We start from the raw sequence: 19,851 nt of genomic DNA, 5'->3' as shown, positions 1-19,851 counted from the left end.
GATGATGACCTTGTGGGAGCCCCTGTGAAGCTCGAAGCCAGCAGCCCCGGTTTCGCCACTGTTGACCAGGCCCCAGCCGTGCACCGGCTGCGGGTGCTGACGGTCAACACCCACAAGGGCTTCACCGCCTTCAACCGGCGCTTCATCCTGCCGGAACTGCGCGAAGCGGTGCGCAGTACTCAGGCCGATATCGTGTTCTTGCAGGAGGTGCTCGGCAGCCACGATCGCCACGCCGCGCGCTACCCCGGCTGGCCGCAGACGTCCCAGTACGAATTTCTCGCTGACAGCATGTGGAGTGACTTCGCCTACGGCCGCAATGCCGTATACCCCGACGGCCACCATGGCAACGCCCTGCTGTCGAAATACCCGATCATCGAACACCGCAACCTCGACGTGTCAATCACCGGCCCCGAGCGCCGCGGCTTGCTGCATTGCGTCCTCGACGTGCCTGGCCCGCATCAGGTGCATGCCATCTGCGTGCACTTGTCGCTGCTGGAGAGCCATCGCCAACAGCAACTGCAGTTGCTGCGCAGGCTGCTCGAGTCTCTGCCCGAAGGTGCACCCGTTATCATCGCTGGCGACTTCAACGACTGGAAGCTGCGCGGCAATCGCACCCTGGGCCTGCGCAACGACCTGCACGAAGCGTTCGAACGCCACCACGGCCACCTCGCACGTACCTACCCGGCGCGCATGCCGCTGCTGCGCCTGGACCGCATCTACCTGCGCAACGCGCAAAGCCATGCGCCGCAGATTCTGGGACACAAACCTTGGACGCACCTCTCCGACCATCTGCCGCTGTCGGTCGAGGTCAAGCTGTAGCAATCATTCTTCATAGCCAGGCAGCGGCAAATAGCGAACCTTGCTATACCCGACTATTTAACTCAACAAATCAGCCACTTGAACCAAATCATGTGCAATGAACACAACCTTCACGCTTTCTTGACGCAAGCCGCTCCCTCTCCTTAGCTGAACATTATCTAGTTGTAAAGATCTCGCGCCGGGCCTCTAGCTCGCGCCTTCGTGCGCGTTTGCGAAAGCAGGCGTGCTGGTTTGGGTCGCCCACTGTTTTTGCCGTACAGCTCGTGACAACAGGCCAGGTCCTTGGGCTGTACCACAAAAATAAACGGAGATCCGCCATGAAAAGAACCTCGAATCCCTTGCGCTTCGACAGCATTTTCTACGCGGTTTCCACGTCGCTGCTTCTGGCAACCCCAGTGGAAACTTTCGCATTCGAACTGCAGGACGACCCAACCTCCCCCAGCTTCCTGCAACAACCGGCGATGCCGCAGCTATCGCTCGACCCGGTCAGCGCCAGCGGCGTGAGCCTCGGCACATTGAACGCGTTCTCGGAAAAAATGACCGAACGCCACGGGCAGGCGGCACCGGACCTGGTCGCCAGCCAGTGGTCGCAGTTTTTCCCGGGTGCCACGCGCACCGGTGCACAACCGCCTGACCAGCTTGAAGCCCCCAGCCAGCAACTGCTGGTTGGCCCAGACCTGTTCCTGCGGGAGACCGGCGCAGGCAATGTGCACCGCGCGGGTATTTTTGTTGGCCACAACAACCTGCAAAGCAGCTTCAACGGTATTCGCCCGCTGCTGGGCGACAAGCAACGCAATGCGGTGAACCTGAGTGGCGAGAGCCTGGGGGTGTACTGGAGCATGACCCATGAACGGGGTTGGCACCTGGATGCCGTGGCCATGGGTTCGCGCATCGACATCAATGGCCGTGGCGAAAGCGGCCAGCGCCTGGACGACAGCGGCCATGCCATGACCTTCTCCCTGGAAGGCGGCTTCCCGATCGGCTTGGGCGGCGGTTGGGTGATCGAGCCACAGGCGCAGTTGATCAACCAACAGTTTTTCCCCGGCAGCCGCGTGCAGGAAGAGACGCTGCAGGCGTTCGACAGCCAGCCCAGCTGGAGCGGCCGGGTCGGTGCCAAATTGTCCGGGCGCTACGAAGTGCGCGGCATGCCCATCGAACCTTATGTACGCACCAACGTCTGGTATGACTTCAGCAATGCTGAAGAGGTGAAGCTGGACCAGGTCGACAAGATCTCCAGCTCGCGGTACTCGACCACCGTGGAATTAGGGTTGGGCCTGGTGGCCCGGGTGACGCCGAATGTGGCGCTGTTCGTGAGTGCGGATTACAGCAGCGATGTGGATGACAATGACCTCAATGGGCTGATCGGCAGCCTTGGGGTGCGGATGCGGTGGTAGCCGGCCTGTAGCCCTTGTGCTGCGCATGCGGTGGTATGCCTGCCTGTAGGAGCAGCCTTGTGCTGCGAAGAGGCCGGTGAAAGCAGCCTAGAGTCACTGTGCTTTCACCGGCCTCTTCGCAGCACAAGGCTGCTCCTACACGGGCAATGTTTGCCCCGCTCAGGCAGGTTTGAGAATCAACACGCCCAGCGGCGGCAGGTTGAGCGCCAGCGACAACGGCTGCCCATGGCTGGTGACGGCTTCACTTACCACCGCCCCCAGGTTACCCACGTTGGACCCGGCATACAGTTCGGCATCGCTGTTGAGCAGCTCTTCCCAACGCTCGCCAAACGGCACGCCAATGCGGTACCCCTCGCGCGGCACCGGGGTGAAGTTGGCCACCACCAGCAACGGCTCGCCATTGCTGCTCCAGCGCAGCCAGGCATACACGCTGTTTTGCGCGTCATCACCGATCAGCCACTGGAAGCCCTGGGGCTGGCAGTCCTGCTCATGCAGCGCAGGCACCTCGCGGTACAGGCGGTTAAGGTCGCCGACCAGGCGCTGCACGCCCTTGTGCTCAGGGTACTGCAGCAGGTACCAGTCCAGCTCGCTGTCGTGGTTCCACTCGCGCCACTGGCCAAATTCGCAGCCCATGAACAACAGCTTCTTGCCCGGGTGCGCCCACATGAACGTGAGGTAGGCACGCAGGTTGGCGAACTTCTGCCAGCGGTCGCCTGGCATCTTGTCGATCAGCGAGTGCTTGCCGTGCACCACCTCATCGTGGGAAATCGGCAGGATGAAGTGCTCGGAATAGGCATAGATCAGCCCGAAACTCATCTCGTTGTGATGATAAGTGCGGTGAATCGGGTCGTTCTGGATGTAGTGCAAGGTGTCGTGCATCCAGCCCATGTTCCACTTGTAGGCAAAGCCCAGGCCGCCCTGCTGGATCGGCTGGCTGACGCCGGGCCAGGCGGTGGATTCTTCGGCGATGATCAACGCGCCAGGGGCTTCGTGCGCCGCGACGCCATTGAGGTGGCGGATGAAATCGATGGCCTCCAGGTTCTCGCGCCCACCATGGCGGTTAGGCACCCATTCGCCGGCCTTGCGCGAGTAGTCGCGGTACAGCATCGACGCCACCGCATCGACACGCAGGCCGTCGATGTGGAACTGCTTGAGCCAGAGCAATGCCGAGGCCAGCATGAAGCCACGCACCTCGTTGCGCCCAAGGTTGTAGATCAGCGTGTTCCAGTCCTGGTGGTAGCCCTCCAGGGGGTTTTCGTATTCGTACAGGGCCGTGCCGTCGAAGCGGGCCAGGCCGTGCTCGTCGGTAGGGAAATGCGCCGGTACCCAGTCGAGGATCACGCCGATGCCGCCTTGGTGGCAGGCATCGATGAAGGCCGCGAAGTCTTCGGCACTGCCGTAGCGCGAGGTGGGCGCGAACATCGACAGGGGCTGATAGCCCCAGGAGCCGCCGAACGGGTGCTCCATGATCGGCATCAGTTCGATGTGGGTGAAGCCCAGCGCCTGCACATAGGGCACCAAGCGTTCGGCCAGCTCGCGCCAGTTGTAGTAACGCGCCACCTCGCCCAGGTCATCCAGCTCGCACTGCCACGAGCCGACATGCAATTCGTAGATCGACAGGGGCGCGTTGTAGGCGTGACGTTGCGCACGCTGCGCCATCCAGTCGTGGTCTTGCCAGGGGTGGCTGAGCGCACCGGCGACCTTCGACGCGGTGCTCGGCGGCAGCTCGGTGGCGCGGGCCAGCGGGTCGGCTTTCAGGGGCAGTACGCCCTCTTTGCCCAACACTTCGAACTTGTAGGTTTCACCCACGCCAAGCCGCGGCACGAACAGCTCCCACACCCCAGCGCTGTGGCGCAGGCGCATGGGGTGGCGGCGGCCATCCCAATTGTTGAAGTCACCCACCACCGACACCCGCCGCGCATTCGGCGCCCACACCGAGAAGCACACGCCGTCGATGCCATCGGCCTGCATCGGCTGGGCACCAAAGCGCCCGGACAGGTCGCGGTGGTTGCCTTCGGCGAACAGGTAGAGGTCCATGTCACCCAACTGCGGGCCAAAGCTGTACGGGTCTTCGGTCACCTGCTCACCACCGGCCCAGCCGATTTGCAACAGGTAGGGCTGTGCGTCATCAAGGTGCGCGGTAAACAGCCCAGGCAAGCTGGCCTGCACCATTTCGGCGAGCACGCGGCCGTCGTGGCGCGACAGCACGCGCGCATTCAGGGCATTAGGCAGGAAGGCGCGGACCCACTGCCCGCCGGCGCCGTCGCCATGGGGGCCAAGTACCGCAAATGGATCGGCGTGCTCGGCGCGGGCCAGGGCGTCGAGGTCCCGTTGCCGAAGACCGCCGGTATCACGCGTGGTTGCATTCATCTATGACTCTCCCCAGGTACTGATCAGTCCATGCAAGCCATGCAAAGGCACGGCCAGCCAATTCGGTCGATTTTCAGCTTCGTATGTAATTTCGTACGCGGCCTTTTCCAGGCAGAACAATTCCAGCGCGGCGCGCTCGCCTTCGGCCTGTTGCCAGGCGTGGGGCATGGCAGCGGTAGCCAAGCCATAAGCCTCGACAAACGCATGGCGGGACTGGTGCAGGTAGTGCCTGGCAACCCGTTGCCGAGCCTTGCGCGCCGGGTCGGAAAGGTCCACCGCAGAGGCGTTGCGCAGAATCATCGCAGCAGCATAGTCGAAGGATCGCAGCACGCCGCTGACATCTTTGTAGGGGCTGTGACGCGCCCGGCGTTCTTCCAGTGGGCGCGCCGGTTCGCCCTCAAAATCGATCAGGTAAGCATCGCCCTGAACCACCAGTACCTGGCCCAGGTGCAGGTCGCCATGCACGCGCATCAACAGGCCGCCTTGGGCCTGGCGGGCGAGGTTGTCGATGTGCTGGGTCAGGCCGTCGCGCTGTTGCTGCAGGTCGTCGACCAACGCCTGGCTGTCGCTGTCCAGGCTGTCGCGGTGCTGGGCCAGCAGGTCGAGGGCGTGGGTCAGCTCGGCAGTGATCTGGGTGCTCCAGCGCTCGCTGTCCTGGGCATCGCTTGTGCGCGGCTGAAAGGCCGCATCTTCGGTTGGCGCTGCCAACAACACGTGCATCTCGCCCAGACGCTGGCCGAGCAAGGCAGCAAAGCCATCGAGTTCGGCCAAAGCATCGGTGTGGGCTTCGCTGGCAGAACTGGTCGGTTCCATCTCGTCGCGGATGGCCCGTTCCAGGGTGTTCTGGGTCCAGGCCCAGGCATCGCCCTGATTGCTCAGGTAGCCCTGGGCGATCATCAACAGGTGCGGGGTGGCGTGCTCGTCCACGCGGCTGACCCACCCCAGCAACGGTGAAATATTGGTAAAGCCCGCCGCAGTCAGGTAGGCGCTCATCTCAAGTTCTGGATGAATGCCCGGGTTGACCCGGCGAATCAGCTTGAGCACCACCCGATCGGCAACCACCACCGAGCTGTTGGACTGCTCGGCGCTGAGGTAGCGCACAGGGCTCTCTTCGGTGAGCCCCAGCTTGGCAAGCTGTTCGGTGCACTCGAAACGCAGCTCGCCCAGGCCATTGCCACAGGGCAGCCGGTGGCGTTCCTGGCAGGCCCGCAGTACAGCGCGGATGAATGGTTCAAGGACGAAGGCGTCGGTGATCAAACCAACCTGTCGGCCACGGCGCACGCGCGACAATGCCAACTGCTGGGGCAAGGCGCTGTTGATCTGCTCTTCAGGCAACAGGCCGAACGGCAGTTGGTAGTGGTTGGCGACGCCATCGCTGAGCACTTCCAGTTCGCCGAGCAATACCGGCGTGGTGGCCGTGCCAAAACGCACGCCATAACGCAGGCGAACCTGGTCGATGGGCCCTTCCTTGCCGGCGAACCAGCGCCGTTTGGGCAGGTATTGCGGCAGGATCGAGCTTTCCAACATCTCGCTGGAAGGCGCCTCGAGCAGCTCTTCCAGGCGCTTGCGCAGCACCAGTGTGGTCAATTCGGGTAACCCCTCGGTGGCCTGGATATGCCAGCTGGGCATGCGGTCGTGCGACGCCAGCAGGAACCAGTAAAAAGCATAGGGCGGCAATGTCAGCAAAAACGGCAGTTGGCCGATCGGGGGAAAGGCGCTGCCGCCCAGCATCTCCACGGGTACTTTATCGGCGTATTGCGACAGCTCGAGTTCCGCAGCCTGGGCGGCGCGGGACACGTTGGCCACGCAAAGAATCACTTCGCTGTTGCCCTCTTGGTCGGTGTATTCGCGGATGTACGCGAGGATGCGCCGGTTGCTCGGTGTGAGCATGCGGATGCTGCCACGGCCAAACGCCTTCTGCTGGTTGCGCACCGCCAGCAGGCGGCGGTTCCAGTTGAGCAGCGAATGCGGGTCGTGGGACTGGGCCTCGACGTTGACTGTCTGGTAGCCGTACAGCGGGTCCATGATCGGTGGCAGCACCAGGCGCTGCGGGTCGGCGCGAGAGAACCCGCCGTTGCGGTCCGGCGACCATTGCATGGGGGTGCGCACGCCATCGCGGTCGCCCAGGTAGATGTTATCGCCCATGCCCAGTTCATCGCCGTAGTACAAGGTCGGTGTGCCGGGCATCGACAGCAGCAGGCTGGTCAGCAGTTCGATGCGCCGTCGGTCACGCTGCAACAGCGGCGCCAGGCGGCGGCGGATGCCAAGGTTGATGCGGGCGCGGCGGTCTTCGGCGTAGTAGTTCCACAAGTAGTCGCGTTCGCGGTCGGTGACCATCTCCAGGGTCAGCTCATCGTGGTTGCGCAGGAAAATCGCCCACTGGCTGTTGGCGGGGATTTCCGGGGTTTGGCGCAGGATGTCGGTGATCGGGAAGCGGTCCTCCATGGCCAGGGCCATGTACATGCGCGGCATCAGCGGGAAGTGAAAGGCCATGTGGCATTCGTCGCCATCGCCCTCGCCAAAGTACGGGCGGGTGTCTTCGGGCCATTGATTGGCTTCGGCCAGCAGCATGCGGTCGGGGTAGTTGGCGTCGATCTCGGCACGGATCGCCTTGAGCACCCGGTGGGTCTCGGGGAGGTTTTCGTTGTTGGTGCCGTCGCGCTCGATCAGGTAGGGGATGGCGTCCAGGCGCAGGCCGTCGACGCCCAGGTCGAGCCAGAAGCGCATCACCCCGATCACCGCCTTGAGCACTTGCGGGTTGTCGAAGTTCAGGTCTGGCTGGTGCGAATAGAAGCGGTGCCAGAAGTACTGGCCGGCGACTGGGTCCCAGGTCCAGTTAGACTTCTCGGTGTCGAGGAAGATGATGCGGGTGCCGTCGTACTTCTGGTCGTCATCCGACCACACGTAGAAGTCGCGTGCCTTGCTGCCCCGCTTGGCCAGGCGGGCGCGCTGGAACCACGGGTGCTGGTCGGAGGTGTGGTTGATGACCAGTTCGGTAATCACCCGCAGGCCGCGCTTGTGCGCCTCGGCGATGAAGCGCCGCGCATCGGCCATGCTGCCGTAGTCGGGGTGCACGGCTTTGTATTCGGCGATGTCGTAGCCGTCATCGCGCCGTGGCGAGGGGTAGAACGGCAGCAGCCAGAGCGTGTTGACGCCCAGTTCGGCGATGTAGTCGAGCTTGCTGATCAAGCCTGCGAAATCGCCGATGCCGTCGTTGTTGGCGTCGAAGAACGACTTGATGTGCAGCTGATAAATCACCGCGTCCTTGTACCACAGCGGGTCATCGATGAAGGCTGCTGGTCGGGAACGCTTGGCCATGGGTGACTCCTTTCAGTTCTGCGGATGCGCGCTACCTGGTTTTAGGGCTGCTGCGCAGCCCATCGCCGGCAAGCCAGCTCCCACAGGTTTTGTGCTGGTTTCACAGGCAGCACCGGGCCTGTCATTTGTCTGCAAAAGCTTGCAGCCGACGCCGGCCCCTGTGGGAGTCGGCTTGCCGGCGATGGGCCGCACAGCGGCCCCCGGTTTGAAGGCCTAACGGGCCTTTTCAATTCGCCAGATACCAAACGGCTGATGCCAGGGCTCGATGCGCATCCATTGGGTCTTGCCATGCCAGGTCCAGCGGTGGCCGTTCATCAGGTCTTCGCCAACAGTGTCGGCGTTGTCGTCCAGGCCCAACTCCCACAGCGGCAGCTCGAAGCTGGCTTCCTGGGCGTTGTGCGGGTCGAGGCTGATCGCCACCAAAATGAAGTTGTCGCGCTCGGGCGTACGCTTGGCGAAGTACAGGATGTTGTCGTTCCAGCAATTGAAAAACGCCACCCCAAGGTGAGTCTGCAAGGCGCGGTTCTGCCGGCGGATACGGTTGAGCTGGGCGATTTCGGCAATGATGTTGCCGGGTTGGGTGAAATCACGCGGGCGGATTTCGTACTTTTCCGAGTCCAGGTATTCCTCTTTGCCGGGCAGCGGCGTGGCTTCGCACAGCTCGAAGCCCGAATACATGCCCCACAACCCCGAGCCCATGGTCGCCAAGGCCGCGCGAATAAGAAAACCCGCCCGCCCCGAAGTGTGCAGGAAAAACGGGTTGATATCTGGCGTGTTGACGAAGAAGTTGGGCCGGTAGCACAGGCTCCACGGCGGCTGGTTGAGCTCTTCGTAAAACTCGCGCAGCTCCTGCTTGCTGTTGCGCCAGGTGAAATAGGTGTAGCTCTGGGTGTAACCGACCTTGCCCAAGCGCGCCATCATCGCCGGCTTGGTGAAGGCCTCGGCCAGAAAAATCACGTCCGGGTGCTGGCTGCGCACATTGGCGATCAGCCATTGCCAGAACGGCAACGGTTTGGTGTGAGGGTTATCGACGCGGAAGGTCTTCACGCCCTCCTCGACCCAGCCAACCACCACGTCACGCAGGGCCAACCACAGCGAAGGCACGGCCTCTGGGGCATAGAAGTCGACGTTGACGATGTCCTGGTACTTTTTCGGCGGGTTTTCCGCATAGCGGATGGTGCCGTCGGGGCGCCAGCTGAACCAGCCGGGGTGTTCTTTGAGCCAAGGGTGGTCTTGCGAGCACTGGATGGCGAAGTCCAGGGCGATTTCCAGGCCATGCTCGGCGGCGGCGGCCACCAGGCGGCGGAAGTCTTCGCGGGTGCCCAGCGCTGGGTGAATGGCGTCGTGGCCGCCTTCCGGGCTGCCGATGGCGTAAGGGCTGCCTGGGTCATTGGGCTCTGCCTGCAAGGCATTGTTGCGGCCCTTGCGGTGTTTTTTGCCAATCGGGTGAATGGGCGGGAAGTACAGCACGTCAAAGCCCATGTCGCGGATCATCGGCAGGCGTTCGTGCACGTCGTTGAAGGTGCCGTGGCGCTCGGGGTTGTCGGTGATCGAGCGCGGGAACAATTCATACCAGCTGGCGAACTGCGCCGCCGGGCGGTCGACGTCGACGGGGAATTCGCTGCTGCGCGTAAGGTAGCTGCGGTGCTCGGCTTCGGTCATCAGCCGTGTGGCTTCGGGGCCCAGCAACAGCGCCACCCGGTCATCCTCAGGCAGTGTCGGCAGCCGCGCCTGCAAGGCTTCGATCTGTTCACGCAAGAAGCCCTCGCTGCGCTCTGCGCCTTTGCCCAGCAGAAGACGGCCTTCCTCAAGCTCCAGCTTGACCTCGACGCCAGCGTGGTACTTCTTCTCCAGGTCGTGGCAATAGGTGGCGAACGGGTCGATCCAGGCCTCGATGCTGAACAGGTGCTGGCCCAGCTCAGTTGGGGTGAACTCGCCCAGCCACAGGTCATTGCCGGGCGAATGCATAGGCACGCAGTGCCAGCGTCGGCTGTGGGCCTGGCGCCAGTTGAGCATCACAGCGAGGCGGTCATGGCCGTCGCTGTAAACCTTGCTGCTGACCGCGACCGCCTGGCCGCTGATGGCCTTGGTGGCGAACATGCCGCCATCGAGCGCAGGTTGCGTGCTTTCGATCACGATGCGCGGCGCCAACAGCGCCTGGGCCAGGCTGATGGCCTGGTCTGGGTGATCGTTCGCCATGGGCACGCTTTCGAAGGGCTCGTTTCGTGACATCGGACCTTGCTCCCTTAGGCTGGTGGCGGTAAGGGTTCAGAGCCGGGCGCGGGCGTAGGGGTTCAAATAAATTGAGCGAACGGCAGCCCCTGACAGTCAGAGCCTGCAGCACCTCTTCATCCACCCACGCGAGGTCAGGCCATGAACATTCCCATTCCACCGGAAACCCCCGATCCAAACATCGACGACCCCAGCTTGCCGCCACCCGTGCCGGAGGAGGACCCGGACGAGCTGCCGATCAAGCCGACCGTGCCGCCAACGGTGGGCGACCCGCCGAGCCAGGAGCCACCGGTGAAGGCTTAAGGGTAGACCACCGCTACTGATATTTTTGCCAGTAGCGGTGTCTGCCGGTTGTGCTGATGATGAGTTCTCCTTACTGAGGGCAGGAGAACTCATCATTGTGGACATCACACGGCATGTAATCGACTGTTTCCAGAATGCTGGTGTGGTCGATCCCGACAAGGGCACTCGCCTTGCGCACCTGGACAAGGACAAGTGTGAATTCGCGTTAATGTGGCTGGAGATATGCCACGGTATCCCTCTGGATCGCGATTACCGCACGCTAGGCGAGCTGGCCGAGGCGCTTGACGAGGCGATAAGGTTTCGCTGACACAGCAGGCTTATCAATGATTCCCCCTCTACGACCCACCCAACACCTGTCATTTTTGCTAGGTGTGCACGTTCTGCTCTCCCTATAGGCTTTGATCACTGGCCCTAGCCTGGGCCGCCGACCGCAGCGCAAGGGAGCTGGGTATGAACGACCTCACCACCGCGAACAGTAACGATACCCCCGCCCAGCGCTCGGACGCCGCCACCTACATGAACCTGTTCCCCGAAACCCGGGAACGCTGCGCCCCAGCCTCGCCGTGGGCAGACAATGAGCGGCCAGCCTACTTGGTCCATCTCAAGGGCCTGATTGAAGAACTGCAGAAAGAGGCAAAGGTCGCCGAGCCGGTGACGCTGCAGACTCGCCGCCCAGACCTGCTGCAACTCAAGCTGAGTAACAGGAACATCCGCAAAAGCCTGGCGAAGATCGACATCGTGCTCGAGGTGCTCGAACGGCATGCGGGGGTGGCGCGTAATGACTTGCCAAGGGCTGTGGCCGAGGGCGTGTACAAGGGTAATGTTCCCTTCCACAACGCCTGGGAAGCGATCAAGGCCACGCTGGCCATGAAGCAGCTGCCCCTGTGGGACCTGCTGTACAGCGTGAACATGGGCATGCCCGCCTTCAGCTTCGATGCTGCAACGCTTAACGCCCAGCACAACGCCGCGCTGCTGAGCAGCGGTTTCTCGCCGCAATTGCGGACCCTGCTGCTGCAACCCGCCAGCGCGGCGAAGGACTTCTACAAGACGCAGTTCCACATCCCCGCCACGGGCCCGAAAGGCAACCTCGATACCACCTACCAACTGACCCGGGCACTGGGCCTGACACGCAGGGAGCTGCGCCGTCTGCTGGCCGTGAGCGCCCTCGGCAAACATAACACCTCGGTGACCCGCAGCCCTTACGTCACCAGCCAAACGGTGGCCGAGGCTTCGAGCAAAGCCTACGGCGCAACGTTCATCACCGGTGGAGGCGCCCCTCTGTATCTGGTGGAAGCCGCCGGTACCCAGAAGGCCGATGCGCCATCAAGCGGTGCAAAAAAAACCGCCAAGAAGACCATCACGATCGCTGGGATCAGCACCCAGCATATCGATCGCCTGCAACGCATCCTGCGCCTGCAGCGCGCACTTGGCCTGGCCCCCGACGAGGCCGATGCCCTGGTCATGGCGGCCTTGCGCGCCGAAGGCCAACGCCCCGCCCAGCACCAGCTGACTGCCAGCACCCTGCGCGCCCTGGGCCTGTTCCGCCATCTGCAACAAAAGTACCAGGTACAGCCGCTGCAGTTCGCAGCACTGCTGCACGAAATCCCCTGCCATGGCACCGAGCGCCAGTTGTCGTTCTACGACAGCGTATTCGCGCCCCGGCACGATAGCGAAGGGCAAAAACTGGCGGATGTACTGGTGCTCGATGACCAGCCGTTCGACCCCAATGCCACCACGGGTGAGGATGCCTTGACCGTCAAGCGCCTAGGGTTGGCGCTGCGAGTCGCCCCCCCCGTACTGCTCGCCATCCTCGACACCGTCACGACAGAACAAGAGCTGGACAAACCACAGCGCTCGCTTGCGGTGGTGTCGGCCTGCTACCGCCTGGCCACGCTCACGCGCCTCTTCGGCACCTCGCAGTTGGACGGCTGGATCCTCCTGAAGCTGTTGATGAAGCAGTCCCCGGTTTACCAGCAGCAACTGGCCGGCTGCCCGAGCCTGGGGGCACAGCCGCAACCCTTGCAGGACGCGCAAAAGGCCGAGCTGTTCACCCAGGTGGTCAAGCAACTGCTGGCCCATGCACCCGCAGACCAGCCCAGCGCGGAACTACCAGGCGGGCCAGACGAGCGGTCACAACCGTCGGAAGATGATCCATCCGAAACGCAGGATGTCAACGCGCACTTCACTCAGTTGATCGAGTTGCACGACGCCGACAAGGTGCAAATCTTCAACCTGGTCACGGACCGGCTGAATCTGCTGGCGGACCTGCCCCTACCCGATTTCGTCGACGTGCTCGCCGACAAGCTGAACCAACTGGATGACACCACCAAGGCCGAGCTTGTCGAGCACGTCGCAGGCGCCTTGAAGTTACCACCAGCGCTGGCTGAAGACGGGCAGGTTGTCGACGCGCTAGCCCTGCGTTTAAGTGCACTGCCGCAGGATGCCAAGGCGAGCCTCGCCAGCGCCGCCGTCGTTGCTGAGCAACCGCAAGCGGACATTGTCGATGCCATCGCCGGGGTGATGGCAACGATGGAGTGGTTTGCCCAACAGAACGTCAACGCTCTGGACATGGCAGTGCTCCTCCACGACGGGCCACTGGAAGAGTCTGGGTTGAAAACCTTGTTCGGCCTGTACGCGTCCAAGGCGAAACCAGCCTCTGGCAAGCCCGACCTGCGCCAGGAGCTGAGCACCGCGCTAGGCCTGCCAAGCAAGGAGCACCTGCTGCCACTGCTGCACTGGGTCGCAGTCGATGAAGACGTATTGGTAAAACGCATCGATGCCATTCACCAAGAAGTGCAGAAGTCAAAAGGCAAACGCCAACCGCTCGAGTGTTTTACCGCAGACGACCGGGCGCAGTGGTTGACGTTGCAGCGTTACAGCCGCGCGGTCAGCCTGTTCGGCATCGGGCATGCCGCCCTTGACCAGATCATGCCGCACCACTTCAACCTCGGCGCCATCCCTCGCCCGCTCGACCTCACCACCCTGCACCAGCTTGGTGGCTACACGACACTGCTGGGCGGGCTGGCCACCGACAAGCACGAGCCGGACTTATTACGTTACCTCAAGCAGGTGCGAACCCCGCTCGACGCCCCAGGCAAGGCCAAGGCCTGGGCCGACCTGGAAGCACTGCTAGGGCACGACCAGGGTGGCCTGGCCAAGCTCGGCATCCCTCTGCCCACCACGCTGCACGCCTTAGCCCGCGTACTGCAATTGACACAGCAAGCGAGCCGACAAGGCTTGTCGGTGGATGGCTTGCTGGTCATCGGCGCACTCACCGCGTCGACCGATGACAACGCCTTCGAACAGGCGGCCATCGCGCTGCGCCAAAGCTGCTCCAGCCAGCAATGCCAGGCGCTGGATGCCCAGCTCAAGCTGGCCTGGCGCGATGCGCTGATGCAATGGATGCTGGTGCACTGGGCCGCCCCGCACAAGGACCTGAAGCGGATCAAAAGCCCTGAAGCCCTGGCCGATTACCTGCTGATCGACCTGCAGGTCTCTCACGAACCTCTTACCACCCGGGTGCTCTCGGCCATCGCCAGCCTGCAGCGCTGCCTGCAACAGATCCACTCACGCCTGGAGGACGGCTATGGCGATAAGGCAATCCCCCAGGCCATGCGCGACGAGTGGGATGATTTTTCTTGCAGCTTCGAGCGCTGGAAGCTGCGCAAAGATGCCCAGAACGAACCGCAGAATTTCATCGACCCCTCGCGCCGCACGCGCACGAGCAGCGCCTTCGCCGAGCTTGAAACCCAGTTGGCCCAAGGCAAGTGCACACCGGACGAAATCCAGACCGCCCTGCTCGGCTACCTGAGTACCTTCGAGCACGTCAGCAATATCCAGCCGCTTTCGGCGTACGCCAGCGGTATTGATCCACTGGGCGATACCTACCACTTCATCGGCAAGAGCAATGTCGAGCCACCCGAGTACTACTGGCGCACGCTGGACATGAAACAACGCGACGCCGACAACGCACCGAGCATGCTGGCTTGGGGAGAGTGGGAGGAGATCACGCTGGCAATGAGTGGCGAGATGGTCAAGGGGCCACTGCCGGTGGTCGAGGGTGTCGAGAAAGAAATTACGACTAAGAAGAACGACTCAGCAACTAAAGACAAAAGCGCTGAGACCCTTGCACAGGAACTCTTGGAGAAGCAAAAAAACGCAGATGACCAACGTACGGAAGTAGACCTGATCCGTCCGGTCATCATCGCCGGGCGCCGGTATGTGGTGTGGGTCGAGCGGGACACTGCGGCAATTCCCATGGGCGCGGATAAAAAACCGAGCGAGTACCATGCGCTGCGAGTGTGCTTCGCCTACCAGCAGATTGACGGGAACTGGAGCCCGGCCAATGTGTTGATGCGGCTGGATGGGCATGATGCAGAAGGACATTTTGATGAAAGTAAAGATGATAAAGGCACCCTGAACAACAAATTTTTGAAGACCAAAAAGTTCCAGGCGGGTTTGATGGTGATGGTGAATCAACTGGGGGGGCGCGAAAATGACCCTTGGTTGATGGTGATGTTGTTCGATGTGGAGAAGGTCAAGGATTCGGAGGGCAACGTCAATACCAGCACCTGGGAGCGTGACAACGAATATTTCCTGATTGGCAAGGATCTCCTACTGCTCGACACCAAGACATTGGATGAGGACGATTCGAAAGGCAGGCCCATTGAGAAAAGACTGGTAAAAAACTGGATAACCCTTTTCCGTGACCCGCGTACGGTGCAGCATCCCTATATTGGGCCTCGTCAGACCGTAGAGGACCAAAAAAGCAAGCCGCAATGGGAAATGCTAGGGGGAACTATTAAGTTAAACAATATTATTAATTTCGAAGACCCCATCGATTTCGACGACCTCAACCCTAACCAAAAAAACAGGATACATGAAACAAAATACACAATTAGAGCACCAATAACCTCCAAGCCCATTAGTTCGATTCAATACCCAGAGATCGCCTTGACGCATGATAAACTCGGGGCTATTGGCACATTAAAAATCCTAGAACTCATGGCTCTTGATGCAAACTCCTATACCGCACCATACGTCATCCACAAAGTCGAAACAACCATAACAAACCAACTTATCCAGGGAGTTACAATCACCACATTTAGGGGGATAGGAGACGAGAGTCCCGAGAAAATAGACATCACCCTATTTGACTCCCAACTCGACTCACACAACAAGCCCATACAGCGTTATCACAGCCACCCACACGACCAAATCATTTTTTATCGCTCAAACCTCAGCGAAGCTTACCAGGATTGCATTTTAGGTATAACTATAACACACGACAACCTCGATGAAACCTATGACATTAAACTTCAACACAAGAATCTGACCCCAGCCTTCCCAACGCTTACAGTTTTCGTATCACCAACAAACGAAACCCTAGCCACCCTCCAACAACCTTTATCTATCGCAGACTTAAACAATCTCAAAGAATACAATTTAACAGACCTAGAGTCTGCCTTAACCAGCCCCATTCACTTGGACGCTCTAAGCAGCATAAAGACCTCCATTTTGAAAGCCCGCTACACTTCAAGCCCTGATTCAGAGGAGCCGTCCAAAGATGTTTCGAAGCACTCTGCTGGCACGATTTCGGTCCATGCAGCCATCACTCGCGCGCAGCACGCAGCCCAGTTTGAGGCTGTTAGCAAGTACATCGCAATGGAAAAGTCCGCCATCCTGGCTGAAGTAAACGCGCCCCTTGACCAGGCCCTGGTGAAGCGTCTGGACTCGCTTATTCGCCTTCGGCACTTTCAACCTGAGGCCTGTGTTCGCATCCTGCTCCGTTTCGGCCCCGAGCATCCACCGGTCTTCGCCGATGAACTTCCCCTCGATGGCCAGAGCACGATTGATTTTCAACTTCCCATCAGCCGTGATCGGGCCATCAAAAGCTATTCATTCAACTTTTCCGTCTATTATCTTACTAACAGTAAGACGACGAACCTGACTTACAACCTGATCGACATAGCCGACGATGCCGTGGACAGCGTACACATCAGGCGCAATGCCGAGCAGGCCCTCTACCTGGATTTGTCCGAAGTCAATCAAGCGGACCCCTCAAACGCCCTATCGGTCAATTACCTGCGCCTGAACACCCTGTTCGGCAAGCGCCTGGTCGCTGAGGCCACGCAATCGGTCCAGCAAGTGCTGTCCTGGCCGACCCAGCACCTGCCCGAACCGCGCCTGGAACCTGGCGGTACCAGCAGTACCGTCGACTTCCGCGGTGCCAATGGCATGTATTTCTGGGAATTGTTCTTCCATGCCCCGCTGCTGATTGCCTGGCTGCTACGTCAAAACCGCGACTACCGGGGTGCCTGGCAGTGGAGCACCGGCCACCTGTTCGACCCCTACCGAACCTGGAGAACAGACCAGGACACCCCGCAGTACTGGTTGAGCAAGCCGATCCGAGATGACCATGGCGCCTATCGAAAAAACACGAAAACCGACGATCCCGACCTGATCGCCTATGCAGAGCCCGAGCGCTACCGCAAAGCGCTACACCTGTTCGTGGTGGAAAACTGGCAACGCGAGGGCGACGAGTTGTACCGCCAGCTCACCCTGGCCACGCTGGAGGCCGCCGCGCAGTGCTACGACAAGGCCCTGCGCCTGATCGGCCTGTTGCCCGAGCACCTGTCGAGCGCCCCGGCCGATGCACCGACGCTGGCACAAGCCACCCCGGACCAGTTCACCCCGCCGCTGAACAACAAACTGGTCGAACTGCGCAACCTGCTGCGCAACCGCCTGTTCAACCTGCGCCACGGCCTGAGCCTGGACGGCAAGCCCGTGCCGATCATGCTCGACCCCGACTTCCTGGAGCGCCTCGCCCTGGGGCACACCAGTGCCAGCGAGGGTCCGCTAGACAAGCTCACGCACCTGCAGCTGCCACCTTGCCGCTATGACGAGGCGCGCACATTCGCCCGGGAGGCCGTGGAACAGCTGATTGGCATGGGGCAGACGCTGCTGGGCTATTACCAGGCCGAAGCCACCCAGCAGCTTGAATTGCTCAGCAAGCGCAACCTGATCAAACTGTTGGACTTCCCTTACCAGCTTCAGCAACAGGCACTGGAGTTGGCCAAGCGCGAGCGTGAGACGTTACTCACTAGCAAAGCAATGGTGCAGCAACGTCTGGATTACTACCAGGAACTGAACGACGTCGGGGTTAAAAACCTGGAGGAGTCTGCGCTCTCGCATTGGACCGATTCATATAACACCCGCATAGCCGCAGCTCCGTTCTATTACCTTACTTCCTTTATGTCTTTTATACCCACTATCGGTGGAGCTGCAATGGGTGGTTGGTCACCTGAAGAGGCACCCGAGGCGGTCGCCAACCTCATCGAATCAGTATCAGAACTACTGGAAACGAAGGCTAACGCCTTCGACAAGAGGGCTGAATTCCAACTCCGTGCCAAACAATGGCAGTACGAAGCCGGGCAAGCCACCCTCGAACTCACCGTTCTCGACAAACAACTGCGCGAAAGGGACGTGCAGCTCAAGGCCGCCCGCATCGCCCTGCAAGAAGCCCACGCCACCCGCGCAGCCCACCAGGCCGAGTATGAGGTGATGACCTCGGTGTTCCCCAGCCGCACCACCTACCTGTGGCTGATCGGCCGGCTCTCGCAGATTTACGCCGCCGCCTACGATGCCACGCTGTCACTGTGCCTGATGGCCGAGTCTTGCCTGCAGTATGAGCTGGGTGATTTCACGAGCACCTGGATCAAACCTGGCGCCTGGCTGGATAACTGGCGCGGCATGCTAGCCGGCGAGGCCCTGGCGCGGGACCTGATGCTGATGGACCTGGCCGCCATCCGCGACAACCATCGGCCACTGGACATTCATGCAGAGCTCTCCCTTGTCAAAGACCTTGGGGTTACCAAAGAACAACTGCATCAGCAGCTGCTTAAAGAAAGCCCGATTCAGTTTAGCCTTGCTCCCCACCACTTCGATAAGCACTTCCCCGGCCATTATCTGCGCAGGATCGAGCGCATCTTTCTCACGTTCACATACAGTAAGGGCACGGTACCCACTTCGCCCTCGGGCATGCTCTACCAGATAGCCAACAGGGTGTTGCTAACGGATGACTCCGACGGCGCGAATTACCTGTACGGCGTCGAAGATGGCAGCCTAAAAAACGTACTGCTAAACCTGAACCCCAACCAGAAGATTGCCATCTGGTCACATAAAGAGAACTTTGCCACCTATGAACTGCAACCCTCGATCCCCGATAAGTCTCGCTACCAGCCATTCGAAGGTACTGGATTGCTTTCCAGCTGGAGACTCGAATTTCCGCGTGGCGCAAAAAATAACTCCAGTTTGTTTGAGGGTGACACCTGTAAGCTCGAGGATATTAAAGTGCATATCATCTACTCCGCGCTGGACGGCTCGGCCGACTTTCGTAAGGCTGTAAAAACTTTACTGCAGCAAACCGGTGTCAACGTCGCCGACATCCCCGCCTCGACTAAAAATCCGTCTGGAACAACTGAGAATCCATCGGGAGCGGCTGGCAATGCCCACAATGCAATTGTCAGCGCCAAGAAAGCCGAACAGGTGGCCATCGCAGCAATGCTCGCCGCCGAGGCCGCTGCCGCTGCCCCCGCGTTGACTGCCTCTGTGGCAGCGGGCGAGAAGCTCAAAGCAACGCAGGCGGTCACTGCTGCGCAGAACGCTGCCAAAGCAGCCACAACAGCCAGAGAAAAAACCGAAGCGGCGTCGGCCTCTGGCAAGGTGAACGAAGCCAATGCCGAAGCCACCAAAGCAGAAAAGGCGAGAGACGACGCACTCAAAGCAGAGGCTGACGCAGTCGCTGCAAGCCTGGCTGCGCAGGGTCTTGACATCCAGCGCCGAGCTAGTGCCTTGGCCGAGGCCATGAAGGCTGATCAGGAGGCCGCTGCGTGGAGTAAGGCCGCGCAGAACGACGCCGACGCCGATGCGCTCAAAGCCACCGAAGCTGCCGATCAACTTACGACGGCCAATACAGCGGTAACCGAAGCCCAAACCGCAGCCAGCAAAGCCAAGGCTGCCAGAGAAAAAGCCGACAACGCAGCAACAGCGGATGACGCAGAAAAAGCGGCGGAGGAAGCCAAAAGCGCGGCCGACGAGGCGAAAGCCGCAGCGAAAAAAGCCGCCGACGCCCGCAAGGCAGCCGAAGACGCTTACAAGCTTAAAAAAGATCAAGCGGCTGAATTGATCACCAAGAAGATTGCCTACCTGGAAAAGAACATGAACAAGGAAATCAGAATCACCCGATGGACAGGGAACGGCAACGCCTATTACGACCGTGGCACCCTGATCAGTATCGACAAAAAAAATAATACGTTCACATTAAAAAACGAGGTCTATGACACAAGTTACACATTCCCCATAACAGACGCGCCCGTTGACTGAAAACCTGTAATGCTAACAGCCCTCGGGCCGT

Annotated in this window: 8 protein-coding genes; 5 read left to right on the top strand and 3 right to left on the bottom strand. The window is 60.7% G+C overall.

Going from position 1 to position 19,851, the window contains the following annotated elements; genetic code table 11:
- Nucleotides 1-24 precede the first annotated feature (24 nt).
- Nucleotides 25-819, top strand: a complete 795-nt coding sequence (locus tag AC5PZ0_RS01920; RefSeq protein ID WP_085272611.1) for an endonuclease/exonuclease/phosphatase family protein — start codon at nt 25-27, stop codon at nt 817-819.
- 317 nt (nt 820-1,136) lie between these two features.
- Nucleotides 1,137-2,213, top strand: a complete 1,077-nt coding sequence (locus AC5PZ0_RS01915) for an autotransporter domain-containing protein (RefSeq protein WP_085272610.1) — start codon at nt 1,137-1,139, stop codon at nt 2,211-2,213.
- A 159-nt stretch (nt 2,214-2,372) separates the two neighbouring features.
- On the opposite strand, the gene glgB is transcribed toward AC5PZ0_RS01915, so the two are convergent.
- From glgB to AC5PZ0_RS01900, 3 genes are all read right to left on the bottom strand, one after another.
- Nucleotides 2,373-4,583 carry a 1,4-alpha-glucan branching protein GlgB gene (glgB, locus tag AC5PZ0_RS01910; RefSeq protein WP_099454766.1) on the bottom strand — a complete coding sequence of 737 codons (2,211 nt, stop codon included), beginning with the start codon at nt 4,581-4,583 and terminating at the stop codon, nt 2,373-2,375.
- Complete coding sequence (gene treS / locus AC5PZ0_RS01905) at nt 4,584-7,901, bottom strand: maltose alpha-D-glucosyltransferase (protein ID WP_493854188.1); 3,318 nt, start codon at nt 7,899-7,901, stop codon at nt 4,584-4,586. It abuts the gene before it with no gap.
- Between the two features lie 213 nt (nt 7,902-8,114).
- On the bottom strand, nt 8,115-10,133 hold the full coding sequence (locus AC5PZ0_RS01900; RefSeq protein ID WP_493854187.1) for an alpha-1,4-glucan--maltose-1-phosphate maltosyltransferase: 2,019 nt from the start codon (nt 10,131-10,133) through the stop codon (nt 8,115-8,117).
- A 141-nt stretch (nt 10,134-10,274) separates the two neighbouring features.
- Here AC5PZ0_RS01900 and AC5PZ0_RS01895 point away from each other — a divergent pair, with 141 nt between their 5' ends.
- From AC5PZ0_RS01895 to AC5PZ0_RS01885, 3 genes are all read left to right on the top strand, one after another.
- Nucleotides 10,275-10,436: a hypothetical protein gene (locus AC5PZ0_RS01895; RefSeq protein WP_003251307.1), complete on the top strand. Its 162-nt coding sequence runs from the start codon at nt 10,275-10,277 to the stop codon at nt 10,434-10,436.
- Nucleotides 10,437-10,533: 97 nt separating this feature from the next.
- Nucleotides 10,534-10,743 (top strand): hypothetical protein, encoded by a 210-nt coding sequence (locus AC5PZ0_RS01890; RefSeq protein WP_256214928.1) that lies wholly within the window; start codon nt 10,534-10,536, stop codon nt 10,741-10,743.
- Nucleotides 10,744-10,886: 143 nt separating this feature from the next.
- Nucleotides 10,887-19,820, top strand: a complete 8,934-nt coding sequence (locus tag AC5PZ0_RS01885; RefSeq protein WP_493854186.1) for a Tc toxin subunit A-related protein — start codon at nt 10,887-10,889, stop codon at nt 19,818-19,820.
- Nucleotides 19,821-19,851 lie beyond the last annotated feature (31 nt).

It is taken from the genome of Pseudomonas sp. 5.2, from assembly GCF_059025405.1.
Note: the sequence above shows the minus strand (reverse complement) of the source record. Positions and strands in the feature narration are given on the sequence as shown.